Below are 23465 nucleotides of genomic sequence, written 5' to 3' on the forward strand. Positions count from 1 at the left end.
GTTGTTGCTCGGGGTCAGGCGGCCCTCGAAGGCGATCTGGAACGCGTTCAGGGGTGCCTTCCAGCGCATGGTCCACCGCTTGCGGCCCTTCCCGGTCGGGTCCAGGCTCATCAGCGCCATGTAGATGCACTTGAGGGCGGCGGCCTCATTCGGGAAATGTCCGCGAGCGCGGACGGCCTTGCGGATGCGGGCGTTGACACTCTCGATCGCGTTCGTGCTGCAGATGACCTTGGGCGGTTTCCACTGATCGTTGCGAATCAGCGGAAACCGCCCGCGGTCGAGCGGCCGGTTCTGCCATTCAGCCATGCCGTCCATGACCTTGTCCGTGATGGTGGAGATGGTCTGCTTGGACACCTCCGCCCCGTAGACCTCAGCGAGATGAGCGGAGATCTCCCCGTGGGTAAGGCCCTTCGCGGACAAGGAGAGCACCATCTCGTCGACGCCGGTCAGGCGGCGCTGCCGCTTCTTGACGATCTGCGGCTCGAAGGTGCCGGCGGTATCGCGGGGCACCCTCACCTCCACCGGGCCGACGTCGGTCAGCACGGTCTTCGCCCGGGTGCCGTTGCGGCTGTTCCCGTTGTTCTTCCCGGCCGGGTCGTGCTTCTCATAGCCGACGTGGTCGGTGATCTCGCCTTCCAGGGCGGACTCCAGCACCCGCTTGGTCAGCAGCTGCAACAGCCCGCCCTCGCCGGTCAGCTGCAGCCCCTCGTTCCGGGCCCGGTCAACCAGTATCGCAACGAGCTGCTCGTCCGACACCGCACTCGATGGTGCCTGAACGACCTGCTCGGCCTGCTCGTTCTCCACGGCGGCCTCCGTCATCAGACGCGTCTCCTTGATCATCAGATCCGCCGTTGATTAGACACTCCCCCAAGCCGCTGGGCGCACCGCCCGAGTAGGCCCCGGCACGGCCGGGATGATGCCGAGGGGCCGCGTAGCCACGTATGTGTGCGTCACGCGTCGAGTCTCCCGTCCAAAGGCAGCCCGATCCAGACGTCGGCGCCGCCATCCGCATGGTTGGTCACGCCTGCCTCGCCTCCATGCGCCCGCGCGATCACCTGCACGATCGACAGACCCAGGCCTGCGCCCCCTCGCCCGCGTCCCAGATCTGCGCGAGCAAAGCGCTCGAACGCGTGATCGATGAAGTGGTGGGGCAGCCCCGGACCTTCGTCGCGCACGTGGAGCTGCAGCGTCCGGTCGACCACGTCGATGAACAATTCGATCGCCCCAGCGCCGTGCTGGAGCGCGTTCTCCACGAGGTTGTCCAGGGCCTGGTCGATGCGGCTCCGGTCCGCATTGAAGCGTTGCCTCGATCCCGTTACCTCGATCCGCCGCCCGTGCTCGCCCGCACGCGGCTGGAAGCGGCGTTGTACGTCGCAGAGGAGCTGTCCGCTGTCCAGCTGCGACCGCGCGAGCCGGAGTTGACCGCCGTCTGCGCGGGCGAGGACGAGCAGCGAGTCGGCGAGCTCGGCGAGTCGATCGGTCTCCTCAGCGGCGGACACGAGTGCCGCGCGGAGTTCGGCAGCTGATCGCTCGCCTCGAAGAGCCAGCTCGATCTCCGTGCGCAGGATCGCGAGCGGAGTGCGTAGTTCATGACTGGCGTCGGCGACGAAGGCCCGCTCCCGGTCGAAGGCCCTCTCCAGGCGCGCCAGCATGCCGTTGAGGGTGGCGCCAAGCCGGGCGATCTCGTCGTTCGCTGCCCTGACGGGTAGGCGTCCACTGGGATCGGCTTCGGTGATCTCATCGGCCTTTCGGCGCATCGCTTCCACGGGTCTCAGTGCGGCCGCGGCGACGCCGTACCCTGCCAGCGACGCGAGGAGCAGGGCGATGGGTCCGCTGATCCCGAGCAGCACCGCAAGGGTCTCGAGTTGTGAGTTGCGGTCGTCGGCGCCCGCGCCGACGACGACCAGCACGGTCTGCCCGGCGACGGTGACCGGAGTGGCCAGCAGGCGCGCAGGCTCGCGGAGCTCGAACGGGTTCGGCCGCTCGACGATGATCGAGTGGGAGTGCAGCGCCCGTCTCATCAGTGCCGGGCTCAGCAGAGGCTTGTCCTGCAGCTTGGGGCTGCCGTCGAGGACGGTGCCGTCGGGAGCCACGATCTGTGCGAAGCTCTCGCCACGCTCGACGAGGACACTGCGACCGGGCGCGTCGAGGGCCATGTTCCCGCGCTGGATGAGCGCACTCACGTCACCGGCCCTCGACCGCAGCCCCTGGTTGAGCGTTTCGTCGAGCTGTTGCTCGAAGAACTGATACACCAGCACCCAGATCAGGGCCAGCAGCACGGTCATCACTCCGGCAAAGGCGAGCGTGACCTTGAGGCGGATCGGGAGGCGACCGATCATGGCCGCTCGCCGGCCGGCGCCGGCACGCACAGCCGGTACCCCACCCCACGCACCGTTTCGATCGACTCCTTCCCGAACGGCCGGTCGACCTTCTCGCGCACGTAGCGCACATAGACGTCCACGATGTTGGAGCGGTTCTCGTATTCGTAGTCCCAGGCGTGCTCGAGCAGTTGGTAGCGGGAGAGCACCTGACCGGGCCGGCTCATGAACGTCTCCAGCAGCGCGAACTCCTTCGCCGACAGGACGATCTCGTGGTCGTCGCGCCAGACCTGTCGAGTCGCGGGGTCGAGTCGCAGGTCCCCCACGACCAGCACCGCGGGACGGACGGCGGCCTCTCGCCGGGCCAGGGCCCGCAGCCGGGCTGTGAACTCGGCGAAGAAGAATGGCTTGGTCAGATAGTCATCGGCCCCGCCGTCGAGGCCGGCGACACGGTCGTCGACGCTGTCACGCGCGGTCAGGATCAGCACCGGTGCCCAGTTGCCGGCGGTCCGTAGACGCCTGCAGGTCTCGAAGCCGTCGATCCCGGGCAGCATGACGTCCAGGACGATCACGTCGTACTCCGTCGCCTCCGCCATCCAGAGGGCGTCCTCGCCAGTCTCGGCGACGTCGGCGGCCGTGCCCTCCTCGCGCAGCCCGCGCCGGAGCAGGCCCGCCATCTTGATCTCGTCCTCGACTATCAGCACCCGCATGGTGACCACCAGCATTGCACGCAACGCCGCGAGTGCAGCGGGCGCATCCTGGGAGTCTCACTGTTCACGCAGCACCTCCGAAGGTCGCAGTGAGCGCAGGATCAGATGCGCCGCGATGGCCGAGACCAGCGTCGCGACGAGGACAAGGGTGACAATCCGGGCCGCGTCGGCATGGGCGATCGTCGTACGTGGCGCCAGAGTGAACAGCGGCTTCAGGACCTTCACCAGGAGCACGCCCAGTCCGGTGCCGACGAGGAGACCGGAGGCCAGGCCGCTGATTGCGACGAAGACGGCCTCACAGAGCAGCAGCGCCCGGAGGCCACGCGACGTCAGTCCCTGGGCAGTGAGGATCACGTACTCCTTGCGGCGTTGGAGCATCAGCCCGAAGACAAAGATGGCGATGACGGCCGCGCACATGGTCAGCGTGTAGAAGGAGTCGAGGCTCAACAGTCCGCGGATGTTCAGTGCGGTGAGGCTGGACTGGTCCTTGTTGAAGCCGGACTCGGTTGTGTCGACGTTGAGGGCATCCGAGGCCCCGGGGCCTGCAGTGATGGCCCGGGTCGCCGCGGCCAGTCCGACGTGATCGGGATTGGTGGCCCGAGCCAGGAAGAAATCGACGTCGTGGATCCCGGTCTGCGACTGGTAGTACCCCAGGTTGACAACGATCTGGACCCCGCCAGGGAAGCCGGGGAACCGGGTGAAGAGTCCGGCCACTGTCATCGTGCGCAGCTGCTGGTGGGCGGTGCCGCGGGCCAGCACCACCTCGGCGCGGTCCCCCACCCGGAGCTTGAGGGTGTCAGCGGTGTCAGCCGCCACAAGCATCGACTTCGGTGCGGCCGTGAGCTCGCCCAGGGCTTGGCGCGCCGTGGTGCCGACGAACATTGCGTTGGACGGTGCGGCGGTCCTGGCGAAGCCCGTCGGGTCGATCGCGGCGAGGTCCTGCACGTCGCTGTTGAAGGTGCTGCGCAAGGTGGCGTTCTCCAGACTCGCCACGACCGGGGTCACCTCGGACACACCGGTCACCTTCAGTCGCTCGGCGTACGACGACGGGTGGGACTGGTGGCTCAGTGGACTGGGCGTCACCCGCAGATCGGATCCGACGGTGAACGCCGCGTCGGCGGCCTTGGAGGCGTTGTAGCTGGCCGCGAAGATCGCCAGACCCATGCCGAATGCGACGACCAGTCCGACGCCGATGATCCCGGTGAACAGCTGCCTCGAGCGTCTGGACAGGGTGCGCGTGAGGATGCCGTGCACGACTCGTCCGAAGTGGGGCGCCGTGGGCACGGGAACGTGGCGCGCCGCGCCCTCGAACAGCCGGGCGCCGAGCAGGGCGCCGGCGAACCAGGTTGCCATCGGCAGCACGAGCATCTGGGAGCGCAGGCTCGTCGCCACTCCCTGCGACACGTTGCCCGAGGGTGCGTCGAAGGCTCCCCCGCGCACGGCGAGCAGGCAGCCCCCGACGGTCAGCAGGACGGCGACGTAGTCCAGCCTCCAGCGCCGCCATGCGGGCTCTCGATCGGTTGCGAGGACGCGGCGTTCGCCACTCACCTCGCGGCTCAGTGCGTGGCGGCCGGGCACGTAGAGGGCGAGGCCGGTGGCAGCGACCCCGGCGCCGACCGACAGGGCGGCTGAGCCCGCCAGGGCACTGGGCGAGGCCTCGAACAGCCCCGAGGTCCCCAGCACCGAGGCGCAGGAAAGCAGACCTGCGAGCGTGCCGAGGAGCGAACCCGAGCCGGCGAGCAAGGCCGTTCGGTGGAGCAGGATCCGGGTCAGGTGACCGCGGTTCGCGCCGCGCAGGCGTAGGTTCGCCTGCTCGCGCCGCTGGGCAGCGGCGAGCACCGCTCCGGCGTACGCCGCGAGAGCACCGGCCAGGACGAGCCCGGGAAGCCCCAGGAAGGCAAACATCTGCTTCGCCACGGCCGCGTCGGCCTTGGCCACCGCGAGGGTGTTTGAGGCATTGTCGAGGAGGAAGTCCTGGCCCGGCGCGATGTGCTCGATGTCGTGGGCGATCTTGCGCGTCTGGCGCCACGCCCGCGCCGGGTCCGTGGCCAACGGGCCGCGGTCCAGGGCGACGTCGACCTCGGTCGTCGGCGGCGACTTGACGGCCAGAGCCTGACCACGAGCCGCGGCCGCGTCCCGGAACGCGGGTACGACGAGGCGCTCGAACAGGTCCGGACTCAACACGATCGAGTCCGGGACGTACAAGAAGTCCTCCAGCTTTGCGCCCTCACGGCTGCTGAACAACGGCTGTGCGCGCGACAGGTCCACTACCCCGCCGACCGGGAGGCTGACCGCATTGCCGGTGCCGGGAAGTAGCAGCCGCACCGTGTCTCCCGGGCCGACCCCAAGGGCACGAGCGGCGCTCGGGGTGAGCAGTGCGCCGTTTGTCGCGAACGATCCCGACACGAGCCTGACGCTCGGGTAGTGCGCGGCGTACCCCTCGTCGAGACCGAACACCTTGATCGGCCGATCAACCTTCGCGGATCCGGCCCGAAGCGCTCCTGGGGGTAGCTGGGCGAAGGCCAACCGGTCGGCCGAGGCCACACCGGGGATCCGCGCGATTCGTCGCGCCAGATCTGCCTGACTCACGGGCTCCAGCAGGTTGGACCGCATCGGCAAGAGGTGTTCGCGACTGGAGATCGTGGCCGCCAGCGGGACCCGTGTGGGGTCGCCGATCGCTCGAGTGGCGGTGACCAGGTAGCTCAGCTGCACGGTGCCGCCCGGCGCAATGGTGCCGAGGACGTGACCGATGTGACCGGGTCCGTGCGAGAACGGGCTCTCGCCGGCCACGTCGGCCAGGGGCGCCGTGCCGCGGCGGGCTGACCCGGGAACATAGGCCAGCTGTCCGGGAAGTTTCTCCTTCACCAGGACCTCGTGGGCGCTCGCCGCGCCGGCGGGATTGCTGACCGTCAGCAACATCGTTGCCCGCTCCCCGCGCGCCAGCGCTCCCGAGGTGACCAGTCGCTGGGTGAGCCTGATGTCGTCGCCCAGCGGCGCTGTCGACACGCGCTGCATGTCGATGCTCAGCGGTGCCAGTGCTCGCTGGGTCATCGAGGCAACCGAGGCGTCGATGAAGAACAACACGCCCGAGAAGAGCCCGACCCCCAGAACGACCCCGGTAAGCGCGGCCAGAGTGCGCCGGGGGTTCCGGAGCAGGTCGCGGAGCGCGTATCTAAACATTCGTCATCCCGGTCCTCGTGTTGGCGCCGTCTTCGCACAGCCGGCCGTCGCGCAGTTGCACTCGGCGATCCAGCTGTGTTGCGACGTCTGGGTTGTGGGTGATGACGACCAGCGTCGCGCCGGTCTCGCGCTGCGCGGCGCGGAGAAGGCCGATGACGGTGTTCGAGTTCTTCGTGTCGAGGGCGCCGGTGGGCTCGTCGGCGAGGATGAGGCTCGGTCGGTGCACGAGGGCGCGCGCGACGGCGACGCGCTGGCGCTCGCCGCCGGACAGGTCGTCGGGATACCTCCCGGCCAGGGCCGCGAGGCCGAGCTCGTCGAGCAGCTCGCCCACGCGCCCGTATCCACCTGCGCTCCCCGTCAGCGAGAGCGCGACGCTCACGTTCTCGCTTGCCGTCAGGAACGGCTGCAGGTTGTCGTTCTGGAAGACGAAGCCGATCCGTTCGCGCCGCAGCTGGGCGCGCCGCCGCTCGCGCAGCTCTGAGACCACCTCGCCCGCGATCGAGACTCGCCCCGAGCTCGGTGCCTCCAAAGCGCCGATCAAGGAGAGCAGGGTCGACTTGCCGCACCCTGTGGGTCCTTCGATCGCCAGGCTTGCGCCGGCCGGCACGTGCAGGGTGATGTCGTTGACGGCGCGCACGACGCCCGCGCCGGTCTGGAAGTGCTTGCTGACCGACTCGGCCGTGACGGCGGCTCCCCGCGACACGCTCACTGTTCGATCACCGCGCCATTGAGGATGAGCAATTGGTGGTCCGTCCTTTCGGCCAGCACGGGGCTGTGCGTGATGAGCAGGACGGTGAGTCCACGCTCCGCCGACGCGGTGAGCAGTGAGTCGGCGACCCGCTCGGCGGTGGCCGTGTCGAGCTGCCCGGTCACCTCGTCGGCCAGGAGGAGCTCGGGGTCGTTGGCCAGCGCGACGGCCAGCGCCGCGCGCTGGGCCTCCCCTCCGGACAGCCGGCGGGGGTAGTCGTCGGCGCGGTGCCCCAGGCCGAGCTCGCCGAGCAGTTCGCGAGCGCGGGCGCCCCTGGAGTGACCGGCGGCGAGCTTGATCGCCAGTTCGACGTTCTCCACGGCCGTGAGGAACGGGATCAGGTTGTCGCTCTGCAGCACCACACCGATGCCGTCGGCGCGCAACGCCGCCCTCTCGGTCTCGTTCATCGCGGTGAGGAGCCGCCCGTCGAAGCACACCGACCCCGAGTCGGGCACCATCAGACCGGCGAGGATGGCGAGCAGGGTCGACTTGCCGGCACCCGAGCTCCCCACCAGGCTCGTGGACTGGCCGCGTCCCAGGGCGAACGTGACCCCGCGCAGGACGGGCGCGCCGGCGGCGTCGTCGTACGACTTGATGAGATCGGTCACCTCGACCAGCGACGAACTACCCACGACGGGCCCCGGGCTGGCCGCCGAACACCTTCGGCGCCTGTTTGGCGGTGTCGTGGTCCAGCCGCAGCGCCTCGGCGCTGAACTCGGACAGGCCCTGGGCACTGAGGTGCGTCAGGTTGGTCAACTGCTCGACGTCCTTGTGCATGCTGGCACTGCGCGGGACGTTGTCGATCTGCCCGACGTTGCGGGCGTAGTACTTGAACTCGTTGTCCGGCGCCGACGCCTTGCCCTCACGGACGACGAGCACGTCCTTGAAGCAGTCGAACGGGACACAGTGACGTACGCCGAGCTTGACCACCTCGGCGACGTCGCCCTCTTCCGCATCGGGCTGGGCTACCGCGTACATCGGCGTGGACAGCTGCGGGTGGGCCTGCACGAGGATCCCTGCCTTGGCGCCGTTGACCCCCTGCAGCCACGCATCGGTCGCAGACACGAAGCGGCCACCCTCGTACTCCGCGGTGTAACCGCCGAGCACCCAGACATTGCCCTGGCGGTCCTCCGCGACGTAGTCCAGCGACAGCTGGGTGACCTGGCCACCATCGATCTCGTGATCGAGCATGGCCACCGTCTTGACCCCGTCGATGGTGCGATACACGTCGGTGATTGTCGTCGTCACCTGGTGCGGGACGGCTCGCCCACCGACCAGCGTGGTCCCCATCCGCACCGACTGTGTCCCCGGCTTGATCGGGAGGTATGGGTTGGCACCGGTCGCCGGATTGCCGAAGTTGGACGCCTTGAACGGCAGCCTGACGGCCTTCTGGGCCGGCTTCTCAGCCGCCTTGCTGTCGCAGGCGGCTAGTGGCATCGCGAGCACCAGCGCGAGCGCGACCCAGCCGGCCCCCCTTGGTCCTCGCCCCGATGAACGCATGTCGCAGACTCCCTTCGCCGTGGCCTGTGGTGGCGCTGGGGACTATGACAAGACTTGGATGAGAAGACGATGAAAGCGGCCAGTCGTCAGCTGAAGGGTGTAGCTCTTCCGTAGGGACTCTGATCAAGTCCTGAGTTGGGATGTTGTTGGTTGGGCTGCGGTGGGTCGTGGTGGCGTCCTACGGTGCCGGGCGAGGTGATGACGATGGGTTCGGTGCTGGGGCGTCTTGAGGCGCGGGAGGCTGCCGCGCGGGAGCGGGCGGATCTTCTGCGGGCCGAGATGGCGGTGCTCGCGGAGAAGCTGGCGGCCGAGGAGGCTGCCGCGGACCGGTTGTCGAGTGCGCGCGAGACGGTGCTGGAGGTGATGGCCGGGCCGGATCTCCCGGAGGACGCCGTGTTCGCGGTGCGGCCGGAGGGGCAGGGGACCGAAGAGGCGGCTCCGGTCGCCGAGTTGGACGAGGATGCGCCGGTGAGCGCGGCGTTGGCCTGTGAGGGGAAGGTCCGGGGCGGAAGTCTGCAGGTCCCGGTGTTCTCGCCGGGAGTGGCGTGGGAGGTGCTGCCGCGGGTCTACCGGGACGTTCTGGGCATGATCTCGCGCTGTGGGCGGGGCGTGCGGACCAAGGAGGTGTGCGAAGAGCTCGGCCTGGGCGGGGAGCCGAAGCACATCGAGGCCCTGCGCGGGAAGCTGAAGCGCCTGACGAGACGGGGCTGGTTGTTCGAGTCGTCGCCGGGGGTGTTCGAGCTGGCCGGTGGTGTTCGCTCGTCCGTGCCCGGGTGAGTGTGAAAGGGCTCTTCTCTCGTTGCCCGTGGTGTTGAAGCCGACGGACCAGAAGAGAAGAGCCCGATGCAAGCGTACGAGAACATCCTTGCCGCCGAGGCGTTTCGGGCATCGAGGGCGCGGTTCGAGGAGCTCATAGCGGATCTGTCGGCGCCGGCCGCGGACGGGTTGTCCGAGGTGGACCTGGAAGAGCAGGTCTTCGTGGTGGGACGGGAGATCCAGCGCCTCCTTGTCCAGGGTCAGCTGGATCTGCGGGCGGCCCGCGAGGACCGTGCGGAGTCGGTGACCGGGGCCGACGGCGTTGAGCGGCGGGCCGTGGAGCCGGGGCACACCCGCCAGTTGGCCACTCGGTTCGGGACGGTCACCGTCACGCGCATCGCGTATCGGGCCAAGGGTGTGGCCAACCTGTATCCGGCAGACGCGGAGCTGAACTTGCCCGTGCACCGGCACTCCCTCGTGCTGCGGAAACTCGCGGTCCAGCAGGCGGTACGGGGATCGTTCGACAACGCGCACGCGATGCTCGCCGAGCAGTGCGGGCCGGTGATCGGCAAGCGGCAGATCGAGGAGAACACCGTGGCCGCCGCCCGCGACATCGACACCTTCTACACCTCCCGTGCCCCGGTGGCCTGCACCGATGACACTCTGCTGGTGATCACCTCGGACGCCAAGGGCGTGGTGATGCGCCCCGAGGCCCTGCGCGAAGCGACCCGCAAGGCCGCCGAGAGCAAAGGCGGCAACACCTTCGCCACCCGGCTGGCCAGCGGCGAGAAGCAGGGACGCAAACGGATGGCGACCCTGGCCGCCGTCTACGACACCGACCCTGCCCCCCCAGGCCCACGACGTGTTCACTCTCCCCCCACCGATGCCGATGCCGATGCCGATGCCGACGGCGACGGCGACGGCGACGGCGACGGCGACGGCGCGGAAGGAGCGAAGGGCAAGGCAGCCCGCGTCAAGGGCCCGGTGGCCTTCAACAAGTGGCTGACCGGCTCGGTCGTCGAGGGCACCGAGGAGGTGATCACAGACGCCTTCGACCAGGCCGATCAGCGTGATCCCGTCCGTCGCCGCACCTGGCTGGTCCTGGTCGACGGAGCCCCGCACCAGATCGACGTCATCCGCGCCGAGGCCAAGCGCCGCAAGACGAAGATCCACATCTTGATCGACATCATCCATGTCGTCGAGTACTTATGGCGTGCGACCTGAACGTTCCACGCCAGCGGCGACACCGGTGCCGAGCGGTGGGTCGTCGAGAAGGCCCTGTTGATCCTTCAGGGCCGGAGTCAGGACGCCGCTGCCGAGATCATCGCCCAGGCCGACGAGGCCGAGCTCACACCCGAACAACGCAAGGGAGCCGAGACCTGCGTCAACTACCTCACCACAAAACGCGAGTTCCTCGCCTACGACACCGCACTGACCAAGGGCTGGCCGATCGCGACGGGGATCATCGAGGGGGCGTGCAGGCATCTCGTCGATGATCGTCTCGATATCACTGGATCAAGGTGGGGCCTGGCCGGCGCCGAGGCCGTACTCAAACTCCGCGCCCTGCACAGCAACGGCGACCTCGACGACTACTTCGCCTACCACGCCGAGCAGGAACACCGGCGCGTCCACCAAGCCCGCTACCAGGACAACTTCAGACTCGGAGCTTGATCAACAAGTCCCTGCATCAGAGCTACACCCAAGCTCCGTTGTGAAGCCAACAGTCCGACCAGGGCCAACCACGGACGTACTTTGCCCCACCCAGAGGGCTCCGTCCCCGCTCCGTGCGGGAGCCACGGGGAAAGCCGGGTCAGCCGGAGCTCTGCCCCAGGTCAGAGTCTCAGCAGGTCGGCCGAGACCCGCACCACAGCCGTTCATGTTCGCTGGCTTCAGCTCCGCTTATTGCCCGAGTTGCCGGACGATGTCGCCCTGGCTGTTCTGGATGGTGACCTTCGCGATGGCGGAACTGCCGTCTGGGGCCTGGACCACGCACTGGAAGCTCTCGCCGGTCCGGACGGTCACGGACGACGGGCACTGGACTGTGACCGCGGTTCCCAGCTTGTTCTGTACACCCTGCTCGATCTGTCTTTCAACGACGCCAGTATCGACGGCAACCCCGATGGTGTTCTCGATGATTCCTGAACCACCGAGAGACGCCAGGAACGTCACGCACCACACAATCGGAATCGCATAGTTCTGGCGAAGCCGCCTGCCGGAGGAACAGATACACCCGAGCGGTGGGTGGGGCTTGACCCGGAATCTCGGACACGGGCTATGCGGCTTGGGCCAGGGTAGTTGATGTTGTATCGAGTGCTGTCTCGTAGGTGACGGGACTGCCTTGCCCGAGGCTGGAGTGGCGGCGTCGGGTGATGTAGCGGCGCTGGGACATCCGCGAACCCGTGCGCCCGTACTCGCTGCAGAGCCCAGGCCGTGGGGACGGCCCGTGAGGTGACGCGGCCCCTACCGTGCCGCGCGCCGCTCGACGCAGCCGCTTCCGGTTGCGGCCGACGTACGGTTGAAGTACCGAGGGCACCACGCACTCCGGCCGCCCCGCCGGGTCGTCCTCGGCGAGAGACGAACCCCGGGCCGCCCCAGTGGTCGGCGCGGAGACGGGTCGGCATCATGTCCGCCGCGGTCGAAGCAACTCCGCTCAAGCTCATCATGGCTGGGGCCGCGCTGAGCACCCGCGCGGGTCCGTGCCCCCGCCGAAGGGAGGCGTGATGGCTTTTTCCCGGCTGGACATCCGTCGGCGGAACCGAGGGGAGCGGACGCTCGTCACGCTTGCCGGTGATATCGGACCGGCCACGACGCCGCTGCTGCGGGCCGCATTGGAGCAGTGTCTGCTGGACGGCGTCACTGTGATCGACATCGACCTGACCACGGTCGGCTCCTGCGACCCCAGGGGCTTGGACGTCCTCCTGTCGGCATCACGGCGCGCCGGCCGGGTACACGCCTTTCTGCGGCTGCATCACCCGTGCGCGCAGATCACCCGGCTCCTCGATGCCACCGGATCGACTTCGCTGCTCCTTACGGCCCCCGTGAGTCCCGTGCCGCCCGCCGCATCCGGCGACCTCATGAGTACCGCGACGCGGACGCCCGAGGACCCCGCTCGTCGGCCGGATCAGCCGGTCCTCAAGGACGGGATCCGCCTTCGCCGGCTGACCCGCTGGCAGGCCGAAGACATGCGCGAGGACATCGCGGACCTGGCTGCGGAGTCCGTCGCGGGCACCGCCGGCGAGGCGTACCACGACCGCGGAGACTTCCTGCACCGCTTGGCGGTCACTGCCCACCGCCCCGGCTTCGCCCTGCTGGTCGCCGAGACGACGGTGCTGGTCGGTTGCGCCTTCGGTTATCCGGTGGGCCCTGATGGCTCCGGCCGCCGGTGGTTCGACGGAACGCTCCAGGAAATCATCCAGCGGCTCACCTCCCGCGCACGGTTCGTCGTCCTCACCCAGGTCGTGGCCCATCCGCACGCTCAGCACCGCGATATCGCCGGCCGGCTGCAACAGCGTCTGCTCACAGACCTGCACTCCTCCCTCGGGGTCACCCTGCTGCATCCTGCCGACCGAGCGGGACAAGCCGCCTTCTCGTCCTGGGGCTGGCAGAACATGGGTGAGGTCGTCGGGCTGCCCGGCCCCGTCGCCCCCTGCGTGTTGACCCTGTCTGTCGAAGGGCTGCCGTTGGCCCGCCGATGATTTGGCAGAGGAGCGATGAGCCGGCGGTCGTACCGGCCGGGGCGGTCACGCCACCTGTCGTCCGCCGTACGGACGTGTCTCGACGCCCTGGCTGTCTTGCCTCTCCGCGCGGTGGCTGCGCGCCACGCCGCCGGCCACGGCCGGGAGTAGCCTGACAGGTACCGAGAACTTTCGGGCGCACGACCCGGCGGCGCCGTTCCCGGCGAGTAACAGACACGGGCAGCCGGAAACCGCCCGGAACGGGATCGCACGATGAACGCCATCACAAGGCCCGCCGAAGGTACGGCGCCAGGTGACGGACACTCCTACCGGATGCCCTTGCCCCGGCTGCGCCTCACGCCGGACGTCAGCCATGGCCCGCTGGACGGCGCATGGTGGCCGCGCTGCGACGCACTGGAACTGGAGTTGCCCGCGCTGGTCGGCTCCTTGGACCCGAGCATCGGCACCGTCACCCGCGTGACCGTGGGGGCCGCCGCCTGGCCCGATGCCCCGCAGGAGGTGATGGCGCCCGGCCATGTGATCGAGGTGGTCCTGACCGACCTCGCCGCCGAGGCGCATGCCATCACCGTGGACTGCGGCACCGTGGGGCGCTGGGAACTGCTGGTGATCCCCCCGGGCGAGCCGGCCGGAGTCGCCGGCCGGCTGCTGACCGCTGCCGCCGACCCCGGGAACCCACTGTCGGCTCCGCGCCTGCTGGCACTCGCCGAGAGCGGCCTCGACGGACAAGACACATGGGAGTCGGAAGGAGGGTCAGGACTCGGGTGAGAGGCCCGATCCGGACGAGCCCGGGTGGCGGGGCCAGTCCCGGGGGCGTCTACGACCCGTCGATGGAGCGACGGCACTGGCAGACCCTGCGCCGTCCCAGCCCGCCGCTCCGATCGGCTCGGATCATGGCGGGTGAGGCGATGACGGCCGGACAGCGTGCGGAGCGCTCCGAGAGCTTTGGGGAAGCTCTGCTGGGAGAGGTCCTCGATCGCGCGCATGAACTGCCGCCCCATCTCATCGGACCATTGGTCGCTGACGTGGTGGAGCGGCTCGGGGGCCGTCGGCCGCAGGTGCTGCTGCAGGACTACGGCCAACTGCTGCTCGTACCCCTGCCCGGCGACGGCCTCACGGACGGCGAACCGCAGGTGATCGACGACTCCGAGGCGGGCCGCTGCTTTCTCGACGCTCGCCCCGTCGAGCTGCCCGAAGACGACGGCGTGCGGATCCTCCTGCCGCTGCTGGACGGCGGCGACCAGGTCGGGGTCATGGCAGTGACGTTGGACAGCGTCGATGACGGCGACCGCCGCATACTGCGCAGGATCGCCGGCCTGGTGGCCGACCTACTGGTGACCAAGCACGGCTACTCCGACCTCTTCTTCGGTGTCCGACGCGGTGAACCGATGAGCGTCGCCGCCGAGATCCAGTGGGCCCTGCTGCCACCGCTGGCGATGATCATGCCTCGGGTCGCCGTGGCCGGGATCCTGGAACCCGCCTATGACGTGGCGGGTGACAGCTTCGACTACGCCCTGAACGGAGACGTCCTCCACGTGGCCATGATCGACGCGATGGGCCACGGTCTGGACGCGGCCACGATGGCGACCGTGGCCATCGGCGCCTACCGTCACGCCCGCCGCGCCGGCACCGGACTGCCGGAGATCTACGCCTTCATGGACCGCGCAGTGGCGGACCAGTTCGGCCCCGAGCACTTCGTCACCGCGCAGATGCTGCAGCTGGACACCACGACCGGACATCTTCAGTGGGTCAACGCCGGACACCCGTCACCGATGCTCGTCCGTGATCATCGCGTCGCGCTCCGGCTGACCGGTCCGACGACCCTCCCTGTCGGCTTCGGCGGTCTGGAGCCGCAGCTGAGCGAGATGAAGCTGGAGCAGGGGGACCGCCTCCTCTGCTTCACCGACGGACTGATCGAGGAGCACGAGACCGGGGAGGAGGAGTTCGGGGAGGCCCAGCTGATCGACTGGGTGAACCAGTTGGACAGAACCGGCCGCGGAATCCGGGCGGTGGCACGCTCCCTGTCCCACACGCTCAAGCGGGCGCGGGGCGGACACACCACGGATGACGCGACGCTGCTCCTGGTGGAGTGGCGCGGCTGACCTCACTCCGGCGGCACCTGCGCGCTTCCGGTGTCGATGAGTATCTGATTCGCCTGGGTGACGTTGTCGGCCCGGACGGCCTGAGCCATCGCGGCGCGGGCTGCCTCGGGTGCTGTGTCCGGCGGAACCACCAGCAGCGAGAAGATGTCCTTGTCACCTCGGGTGATCAGCACGGTGTCGTCGCCCAGCGGAAAGGAGTCGATGTGCACCACCCGGTCGTCGACGACGATCCGCGTCGGGAGCTCTTCCCAGGCCGTGGTGTCCAGACCGACGCGCGTGGCGGGGCCGAGATGACCGGTGAGGGCGCTCAGCAGCGCGGGCAGCTCGGCACCGATGTCGCGCGACCGCGGCCACCATGCACCGTCGAGGACGCCTTCGCGCGACTCCGTGGTCTCCAGCCGGAGCAACGCAGACCCCGGCTGCACGGCCTCATGAACGCCACTGGGCAGCTGCCGGGAAACAGGCTGCGCATCGGAGCCGGTCATGAGGACCACCCGCCTTCGGAATCGGTGCGATCACGGGACTCGCCTCGCCTCGCCCTTTCCACGCTACTCCTCGTGCCATGGGCGCCGATTTTCCAGATTCGCCATGTCCCGGGCAGCCAGCCGGCCAGAACGGACTCGGCTTGGCGTCATCCCGGAGCGTGACGAAGTCGCACACATCGTGAGCATGCGCCTCTGGCGCCCGCGCGCGAGGCTGGTGCTATGACCAAGCGGCGCGTGATCGTGTACCCGCCGTCCGAGTTCGGCGGGCGGCGTGTGCGCGTGGACGGAGTGATACTCGGCACGGCATACAGCCTGCAAGATCTCAGCGTGTTCCTCGAACGCGCAGGCATCGAGGGTTGGACCGAGGTGGACCTGACGGCCCCGGACCTCGTCGAGGCGACCGCGGACCTCATCGAATGGCGTGGCGGCGGGTCAGACGTGTGGGGGCGCTGAGACGCGGCATCTCTCCTCCCTGAGACGCGGCATCTCTCCTCCTACGGGCGGCGACGATCGCTCAGGATCACGGGCGGCGACGATCACTCAGGATCACGGGCGGTGTGGTCGTCTCGGACGGTTCAGGGTCGGGCGCACCGTCCTTCCGGCAGATCTTGGCGTCCGGGTCATAGTCAGGGGTCTGCCAGCTGTAGCCCTCGGGACAGGACTGTTGACGTACGCGCCACGGGTCCCGCCCGGGCCGAGGCCGATTTCCGGCGCCGCCGGCCATCCGCCGAAGTCCCAGCGGACCGTCACCGGAGCGCTCCCCGCAACAGACAAAAACGCCTCCACCGCGGAGACCGGCCGACACCAGTCGCGCAGGAACACCGGCAGGTGGTCGGAGGGGAGGTCGCCGTCATCTGAAGAGCCGAACCTGTCCGGTCCGTACGCCCACCATTCGGCCTCCGGCATCTGGGCGAGCAGCCTCTTCAACTCCTGTGGAGTCCGGGCGACAGCCTCAAAGTCCACCTCGATGGTGCTCGTATCGGCCAACTCCAGAAGCTGCCGTGCCACTCGGAGGGCCTCGGCCAGGTCCACAGTCCTCAGGATCGGTTGGGCGTACGAATTCGCCATGCGCACAGTCTGCCGGTGAGGGGGCACGACACGCCTCTCACCAAGCAGCTCCACGTACCGCCCGCTGTACCGCGAAGGTAGGGCGAAGGCGAGCGCCCGCCCGACTGACATCACCAATTGGCTTCATCAACGACGTCGGACGGGGACGTACATCAGCGTCTCTGTCCGGCTGTCGCACCAGCCGATGACGGCAGCCGAAGCGGGCCCGGATCAAACTCCTGAAGCCAGTGCGCAGGTTCGAATCCTGCCGCGGGCACAAGCTTGACCAGAGGAATCGCCTCGGGCCGGGATGGTACGGGGCGTTTTGACGGCAACGACCCTCAGGCGGCAGGCAGGCGAGAGCGGCGACCGCCGCGATGGACCAACTGAGTGCCGCGTTCCCATCGTCACCTTCCCGATCGTTTCGGTATGGGCCGTCAACTGCCAGTCCTGTCAGGGGGTTGGCGGTGTTCAGGTGACTGTTCACGTCAAGGCGGGCGAGGGCGGCCTGCCGACGCGGTCCTGGTGTCCCGGCTGGGCCGCGAGGGCGTGCTGCCGGGCGCGGCGTACAGCGTGCTCCGCGCCGTCCCGGACGATCCACAGAGGACTGCGTACTGCCTCCGGGATCAGGGGCCCGTTACGATGCGCTGCGCGTCGCCCCCGAGGCGGCGCGGATCCGTTTCCGGAGGGGGATTACCTGTGTTCGTGCTGTCCATCCTGCTGCTCATAGCGGCGGTCGTGCTCTTTCTCGTTGGCCGCGGCCGCACCGCCGGGGGCTGGAAGCTCGGGGCGGCGCTCAGCGTCGTGGGAGGTGTGCTGGCCGGCGTCTTCGCCTCTGTCATTGTCGTGAGCGCCTATGAGGTCGGCGTGCCGGTGACCTTTGGGAGAGTCGGCACGCCACTGGTTTCCGGTGTCCACTTCAAGTCGCCGTTCACCGACGTCACGTCCTTCTCCACCCGCCCGGTGGACCTCAACCTCTACGACAAGGACGTGGTCGAGGTCCGCTCCTCGCAGGGCGGTGTGCTGTACGCGGACGTCACCATCAAGTGGGCCGCGGTACCGGCGAAGGCGGTCGCGCTGTACCGGCTGGCGGGCAGCGAAGAGGCCATCCAGGAGCGGCTGGTGCTGCCGGACAGCCGCGAGATCATCCGCAATGTCTTCGCGAAGCACACCAGCGAGGAGGGCTACGCCTCCGCACGCGAGCAGATCGGCTCGGAGATCGAGGACCTCGTCAAGGAGCGCCTGGCGCCGCGCGGGATCGACGTCACCGCCGTCAACCTGCGCAATGTGAAGCCGTCGGACAAGCTGCAGGACCAGATCGACAAGAAGATCCAGCAGCAGCAGGCCACCGAGCGGGCCGTCGAGGCGTCGCGTACGGCCAAGGCGGAGGCGGACCGCAAGCGGATCGAGGCGGAGGGCATCGCCCGCGCCAACAAGATCATCGAGCGGTCACTGAGCGACAAGGTGCTGTACAACCAGTGCCTGGAGGCCTACAAGGAGGCCGCCAAAGCCAACCCGGTGTACGCGGTGCCGTGCGGTACGGACTCGGGCGGCACGCCGGTCATCGTGGACAGCAGCAAGAATTAGCCAGAACTCCAGCTACGCCCTGCGCAGGCGTCTTGGCCCACGACAAGGTGATGGCGACTTCCGTGGTGGTACCGGCGGCCATGCCACTGAGAACGACCTGCCGGCGCCGCCTCCTGGTCCGTGACCGCTCCAGCTGCCCCCGCACCCGCCCGCGCAGGACGCCGACCCGCACCGAGCGGCGCATCGTCAAGCTCCGCGTCCTGCGCCGCTGGGGACCGGCCCGCATCGCGCACCTGCTGCGCCTGGTGCCCTCCACCGTGCACCGGTGCCCGACACCCTCGCCGCCGACGGCCTCCCGGGTCTTCCGTCCGCCGCCGGTGCGTGGCTGGATGCCGAGCGGGCGAATCTGCTAGCCGTCATCCACCACGCCGGCCGGCACGGTCCCCGCCCCGTCGCCTGGCACCTGATCTCCGTACTGTTCGGCCTTTTCTGGCTTCATCTGCCGCGGGCGACCTGGCAGGCCGTCACACAGACGGCGCTGGAAGCAGCCGTGGCCGAAGGCGACCTGTTCGGCGAGGCAGCCATGCGCATGAACCTCGCGGTGATCCGGTGGGACTGGGGGCATGCCAAGGAGGCGAGGACATCGTGCCGCTGGTCGGCGCTCGCACCCGCGAGCGGCGGGCCGAGGCGTTGCCCGCGGCGGAGCTGAACCTCACCCGGGGCCTTTTGACGGCAACATTTGACGCAGTCGCGTCTCAGGCGGCCGGCAGGGGGCGCTTCGGCAGCCGGTCCATGTGGCGGATCGCCTCTCGCTGCGTGTCGTGCACGACGTGCAGGAGCCTGGCCAGATGGTCTGGCATCAGCGCAGACCTCGCCTCAGCCTCTCCGACGGGTCACTCGGGAGGCGGCAACCACGACAGAGCGTCGAACCGACAACTCAGCCGAAGGCCAACGGCATTGTGGGCAAATGTCAAGCTCAGACGTCGATGTCGAAGAAGAAGAGCTGCACCAGACGGTGGGTGCCGTGCTCACCGGCGAAGTGCTTGTACGACGTGGCCGAGTGCATGAGCTTCGCGTCCCAGATCACCAGCCGGTTGTACTCGCCGGAGATCGACTCGATCAGCTCCCAGTTGTCCTCGTGCTCGAGGTTGTACGGGTCGTAGACGACCGAGCGTGCGGCCTCGACGGCCTCGGGGCTGCCGAGGCGCGTCTCTTCCTTCGGGTGGTTGGGCGCACGCCGGCAGCCATGGGTCTTGTCGCGCCAGAAGCTGGTGCCGGCACCGGCAGGCGGGTTCGGATTCAGGTAGATCGCGGCGGCGTAGCTCTGCGTGTCGTGGTGCCAGACCAGCGGGTCGTCGTGCGCGGTCTGCTGGAAGACGCCGTTGGCGTTGTGGCTGAGCCATTCGGTGACCGGAGTGCCGAGCAGCCGCGAGAACTCCTCGCGCAGGCCGGGCCAGAGGAACCGGTGGTCGCTGCGCAGACCTTTGAAGTACTGCAGATCGGCGTGGTAACTGGCGCTGAGCGCGATCTTGCGTACCTCGTCCGGGTCGTCGAGGAAGTCGTCCACGGAGAGCAGGTGCGGTGGGGTGGGGGTGAACATCTGCTTGGCGGCGGGCCTGCGCTGCGCGTCCCTGAGGGTTTGGGCGGGGACCACGATCGGCAGCTCTGTCGGGCCACTGGCGATCAGGTAGCCACCGTCACCGTGGTCCTCCAGCACGACGGCGACCTCACCGCCGAAGTTGACCTGCTCCCCCGGGTTGAACGACATGTCCGGACTTCCTTCGCCGTACTCTGACTGACGCTCGCAGATTACGGGTCGACTCCTCGCAACTGCCAGGTTTCGCAGCATAAGTACCCAAATCGGCGCAATCGCCGGTCAGCTCGTGCCGACCGTCCTGCTGCCCGGAGGTCAGCTGCGCGCCAAGTGGATCGCGGAAACCTTCCGTTGACGGGGACTTGGCGGGGGACGGTGAGCCCCAACCAACCCAACACGGCCGGGCTGATCGCCGACGATCGCTGACGCCGACGACTCGCGACCCACTGACCGGCAGACGAGACCCCCACCCGGTTCGCCTGTGGGGGCCTCATCATCGATCGCGCGGTGAGCCACCTCGTGGTCAGCGCCTCAAGAGGAAGTCGAACACCGCCTGACGGCCCTTGTCGCTCGCCGCCCTGCTCTGCACCGAGTGTGCGGCACCCGGCACCACCACGACCTGAGCTCGCGGCGTCAGCCTCTTCTGGTCGTACAGCCATTCCAGCGGCGTCGACAGGTCCCGGTCCCCGCCGAGCAGCAGTACCGGCACGCCCGGAAGCCGGCGGTGCTCCGACGGCAGCGGCGGCACCGGCGTGCGCGGCCAGTGCAGACAGCTGAGCATCGAGCCGAGGCCCGTCGCCGTGCCCGCGTCGAAGGGGCCGTAGTCGGCAGGGGTCAGGTCCGCGGCCGCCTTCTCCAGCGCCTCCTGGCGCCCCGCCACCGGTGTGTCCGACCTGCCCCACGGATAGCGCCCGTCCAGGCACAGGGTCGAGGCGTGCAGCCCCTGGCTCAGCTCCTCCGCGGTCGCCGCGCTTCCCTGCCGTACACCTGCGATCAGGCTCCGCAGCGCTGCGGGGGCGCCGCCCGCTGCCTGGTGCAGGGCGTCGATCATCGCCGCGTAGTCCGGGTCCACGAACTCCCAGGTGGTCAGCGCGTCCAGGACGTCGACGCCGTTGTCGTACGTGTCCACCACCTTGGCCAGATCCGCCGCCGGGTCCGTACGGCAGCCGATCGCCTCGCATGCCGCCGTCAGCACGCGCGGCGCCGCTCGCATGGCAGCGCGGTCCATCGGGTCGTAGCCGGTCTGCGGCACCACCGAGTCCAGTACCAGCCGCGCCACGTGCTGCGGGTACGCCAGGGCGTACCGCTCGGCGGTGTACGTGCCGTACGAGACACCGTCGAGCGTCATCTTCCGCACGCCCAGCGCCCGGCGCAGCAGCTCCAGGTCGGCGACCGTGTCACTCGTGCTGTAGAAGCGGCGGTCGGAGCCGATGGCCTCGGCGCAGTCCGTCACCGCCCGCGCGGTGGGCGGCGTGAGATCGGACGACCCCATCTCCTTCTGCAGCTGCGGGCATTGCAGCGCGCCCGCGCCGGTGCCGCGCTGGTCGATCATGACGAGGCGGTAGTCCTTCAGCAATGGCGTCAGCTTCTTGCTCAGACCTTCCACGAACGGCACGCCCGGCTGCCCCGGGCCGCCCGTCAGGAACAGCAGTACGCCCTTCGGGGCCTTCTCGTTGTCCGCCGTCGCGACCTTCAGGTCCAACTGGTCCTGCACGCCGCCGCTGTGGTCGAGCGGGACCGTCAGCGTGCCGCAGCTGAAGCCCTCCAGGCCGGGGCAGGCCGCGACGCCGGAGAGCCCCCCGCTCCCCCCGGCCGACGCCGCGGCTGCCCGGTCCTGCGCCGTCGACGTGCACGTCCCTGACAGCATCAGCACGCCGGCGGCCAGCGCGACCGTCGCCAGCGCACTGGGCCTCCGCATCCCCCGTACCTTTTCGCCCCTCCGTGGTCCCCGCATCCCCGGCACCCCCCGGTCCTCGCGCGCCTCCGCGCCCCCTCGTCTCCATCGGCCACCAGACTGCGCCGAGCAGGCCCACCGGGCGAGCTTCCGTGCCACGATTCGAGCAGGTTCGAAGGGACAGGGGACAAAGGACAGCGGGGGGACCGTGATCGAACTCACCGTGGACGCCACCGGGCTGGCCCGCTCCCGCTTCGCGGTCTCGCCGTTGCACGAGGTCGCGGCGACGCTGCTGCCCTGGGGCTTGCGCCCGGGCTCGGACGCCGATCCATGGGTCACGCGCGCCCGGCGCGTGCTGCGCCGTGCGCCGCTGCCGCTGCTGTCGGCGCTGGCCCTGGACGGCGGCGGTTATGTGCCGGACTTCCTCAGTCCGCATCCGTCCGGGCCCTCGCCCACCATCGAGGAGGAGCTGGAGCGGGTCCGGGCCACCCCGCCCGAGCGGGTCGTGGGCGAGCTGGAAGCGCTCCGCGACGGCCGCCCGTGCAACGGCCTGACCGGATCGGAACTACCGCCGGAGGTGCGACGGGCGATGGCCCGCGGGGGCTGGTACGTCGCCCGGCAGGCCGCGGAGGAACTGCGGCGCTACTGGGACCTGGCCTTCGCCCCACACTGGGAGGACGCGAAGACCGCCCTCGAATCGGAGGTCGACCGGTGCGCCGGTGTGCTGGCCCGGCGCGGCGCGGCCGGGCTCTTCAACTCGCTGCACCCCGGCATCCGGTGGGCCGACGGCACGCTGAGCGTAGACAGCCGGTTCACGGTGGAGATGGCCGTGCCCCTCGTGGTCGTGGTGCCGTCGCTGGTGGCGGCGGGTCCGGGCGTGGCCGTGGACCCGGTGCGGGACGGACAGAGGCCGCCGATGGTGGCCTATCCCGTGCGCGACAGGGCCACCGCGCCGACGGCCCCCTCCACCGAGCTGGCCAGGCTGCTCGGACCCACCCGCGCCGGGCTGCTCGCGGCGCTGGCGCGACCGGCTTCCACCGCACAACTCGCGGCACGTCACTTCCTCAGTCCCGCCACGGTGTCGTACCACCTGGGCGTGCTGCACCGGGCAGGTCTCGTCGTACGCGCCCGGTCCGGACGGGCGGTGCTCTATCGCCGCACTCCGGCGGGATCCCGGCTGGCGGAAAGCCGGTAGACACGGCCCACGGTGCCGCCACCCGTTCACCGAACTTCGTGCGTCGACCTTCGTGCGTCCCTGTTCGAGGCTCGGCGGCTCGGCGTCCGGTGAGACCTGACGTTGCCCTTGGCGGTCAGTCTTCCGCCAGGTCGAAGGTCTCCACAGCGGAACGGAAGTCGTCCCGCTCCGGCGCGGCTGGTCGATGAGGGCGACGAAGTCGGAGAGGGCAGTCCCGGACGGGGTGCCATCGTCGTTGACGCTGCCCGGTTCGTCCTCCCATGCGATCAAGTGGATCACCACCGAGTATCGGCCCACGGGCAGGTCGTACTGGCCGGTTTCAGGCCAGGGTTCGGCGCCCACGACGGTGTCGACAGGGCGCGGCGAAAGAGCCATCGGGGAATCCTGCCATGCGCGTCTGCCACGTCGGCGGTCCCACCATCCCCGCACATCCGGGACGAAGGGGCTCCCGCCAGCCACGTCTCCCCCGCCTTGGCGCGAGCAGTTGCCTGCCGCCTCCGCTGCCAGAGCCGAGGCGCAAGGCAGAGCCCGGGCAACGGGACCGCGCACCGACGAAGGGTACTGGGGGTTCCGGCGCAACGACGGAAGGTCCACTCGGAACTGACGCCTTCTTTTCAGGCCGTCGGCCCATGCGAAGTCGTCGCGCATCCCGCGCGAGACGATACGTAGGGGTCCAGGTGCTACGAGAGCGCGGAAATGGCTGTCCCCCGCACCCTG

General features: G+C 69.3%; 22 protein-coding genes and 1 pseudogene. 11 read left to right on the forward strand and 12 right to left on the reverse strand.

The window, feature by feature from the left end; genetic code table 11:
• From ACZ3TS_RS09005 to ACZ3TS_RS09035, 7 genes are all read right to left on the reverse strand, one after another.
• Positions 1-819 (reverse strand): transposase (locus tag ACZ3TS_RS09005; RefSeq protein WP_467615162.1); only part of this gene is annotated, 819 nt, incomplete at its 3' end.
• A 131-nt stretch (positions 820-950) separates the two neighbouring features.
• Positions 951-2279 carry an ATP-binding protein gene (locus tag ACZ3TS_RS09010; protein ID WP_467615165.1) on the reverse strand — a complete coding sequence of 443 codons (1329 nt, stop codon included), beginning with the start codon at positions 2277-2279 and terminating at the stop codon, positions 951-953.
• A gap of 56 nt (positions 2280-2335) precedes the next feature.
• Positions 2336-3043 (reverse strand): response regulator transcription factor, encoded by a 708-nt coding sequence (locus ACZ3TS_RS09015; protein WP_467615702.1) that lies wholly within the window; start codon positions 3041-3043, stop codon positions 2336-2338.
• A gap of 42 nt (positions 3044-3085) precedes the next feature.
• On the reverse strand, positions 3086-6208 hold the full coding sequence (locus tag ACZ3TS_RS09020) for an ABC transporter permease (protein WP_467615168.1): 3123 nt from the start codon (positions 6206-6208) through the stop codon (positions 3086-3088).
• Complete coding sequence (locus tag ACZ3TS_RS09025) at positions 6201-6845, reverse strand: ABC transporter ATP-binding protein (protein WP_467615171.1); 645 nt, start codon at positions 6843-6845, stop codon at positions 6201-6203. The genes ACZ3TS_RS09020 and ACZ3TS_RS09025 overlap by 8 nt, the downstream gene beginning before the upstream one ends.
• Positions 6846-6913: 68 nt before the next feature.
• Entirely contained in the window at positions 6914-7588 is a 675-nt protein-coding gene (locus ACZ3TS_RS09030; RefSeq protein ID WP_467615174.1) for an ABC transporter ATP-binding protein, read from the reverse strand.
• Complete coding sequence (locus tag ACZ3TS_RS09035; RefSeq protein WP_467615177.1) at positions 7581-8456, reverse strand: hypothetical protein; 876 nt, start codon at positions 8454-8456, stop codon at positions 7581-7583. Before ACZ3TS_RS09035 ends, ACZ3TS_RS09030 begins: the two co-directional genes overlap by 8 nt.
• A gap of 204 nt (positions 8457-8660) precedes the next feature.
• On the opposite strand from ACZ3TS_RS09035, the gene ACZ3TS_RS09040 reads away from it, so the two are divergent.
• From ACZ3TS_RS09040 to ACZ3TS_RS09050, 3 genes are all read left to right on the forward strand, one after another.
• On the forward strand, positions 8661-9233 hold the full coding sequence (locus tag ACZ3TS_RS09040; protein ID WP_467615180.1) for a hypothetical protein: 573 nt from the start codon (positions 8661-8663) through the stop codon (positions 9231-9233).
• Positions 9234-9299: 66 nt separating this feature from the next.
• Positions 9300-10436 carry a hypothetical protein gene (locus tag ACZ3TS_RS09045; protein ID WP_467615183.1) on the forward strand — a complete coding sequence of 379 codons (1137 nt, stop codon included), beginning with the start codon at positions 9300-9302 and terminating at the stop codon, positions 10434-10436.
• A 57-nt stretch (positions 10437-10493) separates the two neighbouring features.
• Positions 10494-10883 (forward strand): hypothetical protein, encoded by a 390-nt coding sequence (locus tag ACZ3TS_RS09050; RefSeq protein ID WP_467615186.1) that lies wholly within the window; start codon positions 10494-10496, stop codon positions 10881-10883.
• Positions 10884-11111: 228 nt separating this feature from the next.
• Here ACZ3TS_RS09050 and ACZ3TS_RS09055 read toward each other — a convergent pair whose 3' ends face one another.
• On the reverse strand, positions 11112-11381 hold the full coding sequence (locus tag ACZ3TS_RS09055; RefSeq protein ID WP_467615189.1) for a DUF4333 domain-containing protein: 270 nt from the start codon (positions 11379-11381) through the stop codon (positions 11112-11114).
• A 551-nt stretch (positions 11382-11932) separates the two neighbouring features.
• Here ACZ3TS_RS09055 and ACZ3TS_RS09060 point away from each other — a divergent pair.
• The 3 genes from ACZ3TS_RS09060 (at position 11933) to ACZ3TS_RS09070 (ending at position 15006) form a co-directional block, all read left to right on the forward strand.
• Positions 11933-12907 (forward strand): STAS domain-containing protein, encoded by a 975-nt coding sequence (locus ACZ3TS_RS09060; protein ID WP_467615191.1) that lies wholly within the window; start codon positions 11933-11935, stop codon positions 12905-12907.
• A gap of 252 nt (positions 12908-13159) precedes the next feature.
• Positions 13160-13672 (forward strand): DUF5994 family protein, encoded by a 513-nt coding sequence (locus tag ACZ3TS_RS09065; RefSeq protein ID WP_467615194.1) that lies wholly within the window; start codon positions 13160-13162, stop codon positions 13670-13672.
• Positions 13673-13812: 140 nt separating this feature from the next.
• Entirely contained in the window at positions 13813-15006 is a 1194-nt protein-coding gene (locus ACZ3TS_RS09070; RefSeq protein ID WP_467615704.1) for a PP2C family protein-serine/threonine phosphatase, read from the forward strand.
• A 2-nt stretch (positions 15007-15008) separates the two neighbouring features.
• Here ACZ3TS_RS09070 and ACZ3TS_RS09075 read toward each other — a convergent pair whose 3' ends face one another.
• Positions 15009-15491 carry a DUF5994 family protein gene (locus ACZ3TS_RS09075; protein WP_467615197.1) on the reverse strand — a complete coding sequence of 161 codons (483 nt, stop codon included), beginning with the start codon at positions 15489-15491 and terminating at the stop codon, positions 15009-15011.
• Between the two features lie 219 nt (positions 15492-15710).
• Here ACZ3TS_RS09075 and ACZ3TS_RS09080 point away from each other — a divergent pair, with 219 nt between their 5' ends.
• Positions 15711-15944 (forward strand): hypothetical protein, encoded by a 234-nt coding sequence (locus tag ACZ3TS_RS09080; RefSeq protein ID WP_467615199.1) that lies wholly within the window; start codon positions 15711-15713, stop codon positions 15942-15944.
• A 93-nt stretch (positions 15945-16037) separates the two neighbouring features.
• On the opposite strand, the gene ACZ3TS_RS09085 is transcribed toward ACZ3TS_RS09080, so the two are convergent.
• The gene (locus ACZ3TS_RS09085) at positions 16038-16559 is read right to left on the reverse strand and encodes a hypothetical protein (protein ID WP_467615202.1); all 522 of its coding nucleotides are present in this window, start codon (positions 16557-16559) and stop codon (positions 16038-16040) included.
• 678 nt (positions 16560-17237) lie between these two features.
• Here ACZ3TS_RS09085 and ACZ3TS_RS09090 point away from each other — a divergent pair.
• The 3 genes and pseudogenes from ACZ3TS_RS09090 to ACZ3TS_RS09100 all read left to right on the forward strand — a co-directional run bounded on the left by ACZ3TS_RS09090 (position 17238) and on the right by ACZ3TS_RS09100 (position 18774).
• A complete protein-coding gene (locus tag ACZ3TS_RS09090; RefSeq protein ID WP_467615204.1) occupies positions 17238-18125 on the forward strand; it encodes a prohibitin family protein in 888 nt (295 codons plus the stop codon).
• A gap of 122 nt (positions 18126-18247) precedes the next feature.
• Positions 18248-18391: pseudogene (locus tag ACZ3TS_RS09095) on the forward strand (IS481 family transposase); the annotation flags it as partial.
• On the forward strand, positions 18391-18774 hold the full coding sequence (locus tag ACZ3TS_RS09100; protein WP_467615206.1) for a hypothetical protein: 384 nt from the start codon (positions 18391-18393) through the stop codon (positions 18772-18774). The pseudogene ACZ3TS_RS09095 and the gene ACZ3TS_RS09100, both read left to right, overlap by 1 nt.
• Positions 18775-19041: 267 nt before the next feature.
• On the opposite strand, the gene ACZ3TS_RS09105 is transcribed toward ACZ3TS_RS09100, so the two are convergent.
• Together ACZ3TS_RS09105 and ACZ3TS_RS09110 are read right to left on the reverse strand one after the other, a co-directional pair.
• The gene (locus ACZ3TS_RS09105) at positions 19042-19833 is read right to left on the reverse strand and encodes a DUF6445 family protein (protein ID WP_467615209.1); all 792 of its coding nucleotides are present in this window, start codon (positions 19831-19833) and stop codon (positions 19042-19044) included.
• 349 nt (positions 19834-20182) lie between these two features.
• Positions 20183-21577 (reverse strand): alpha/beta fold hydrolase, encoded by a 1395-nt coding sequence (locus ACZ3TS_RS09110; RefSeq protein WP_467615212.1) that lies wholly within the window; start codon positions 21575-21577, stop codon positions 20183-20185.
• Positions 21578-21761: 184 nt separating this feature from the next.
• Between ACZ3TS_RS09110 and ACZ3TS_RS09115 the strand changes: the two genes are divergently transcribed.
• A complete protein-coding gene (locus ACZ3TS_RS09115; RefSeq protein ID WP_467615215.1) occupies positions 21762-22748 on the forward strand; it encodes an ArsR/SmtB family transcription factor in 987 nt (328 codons plus the stop codon).
• The last annotated feature ends 717 nt before the right edge of the window (positions 22749-23465 follow it).

It is taken from the genome of Streptomyces sp. NPDC022910 (assembly GCF_055561075.1).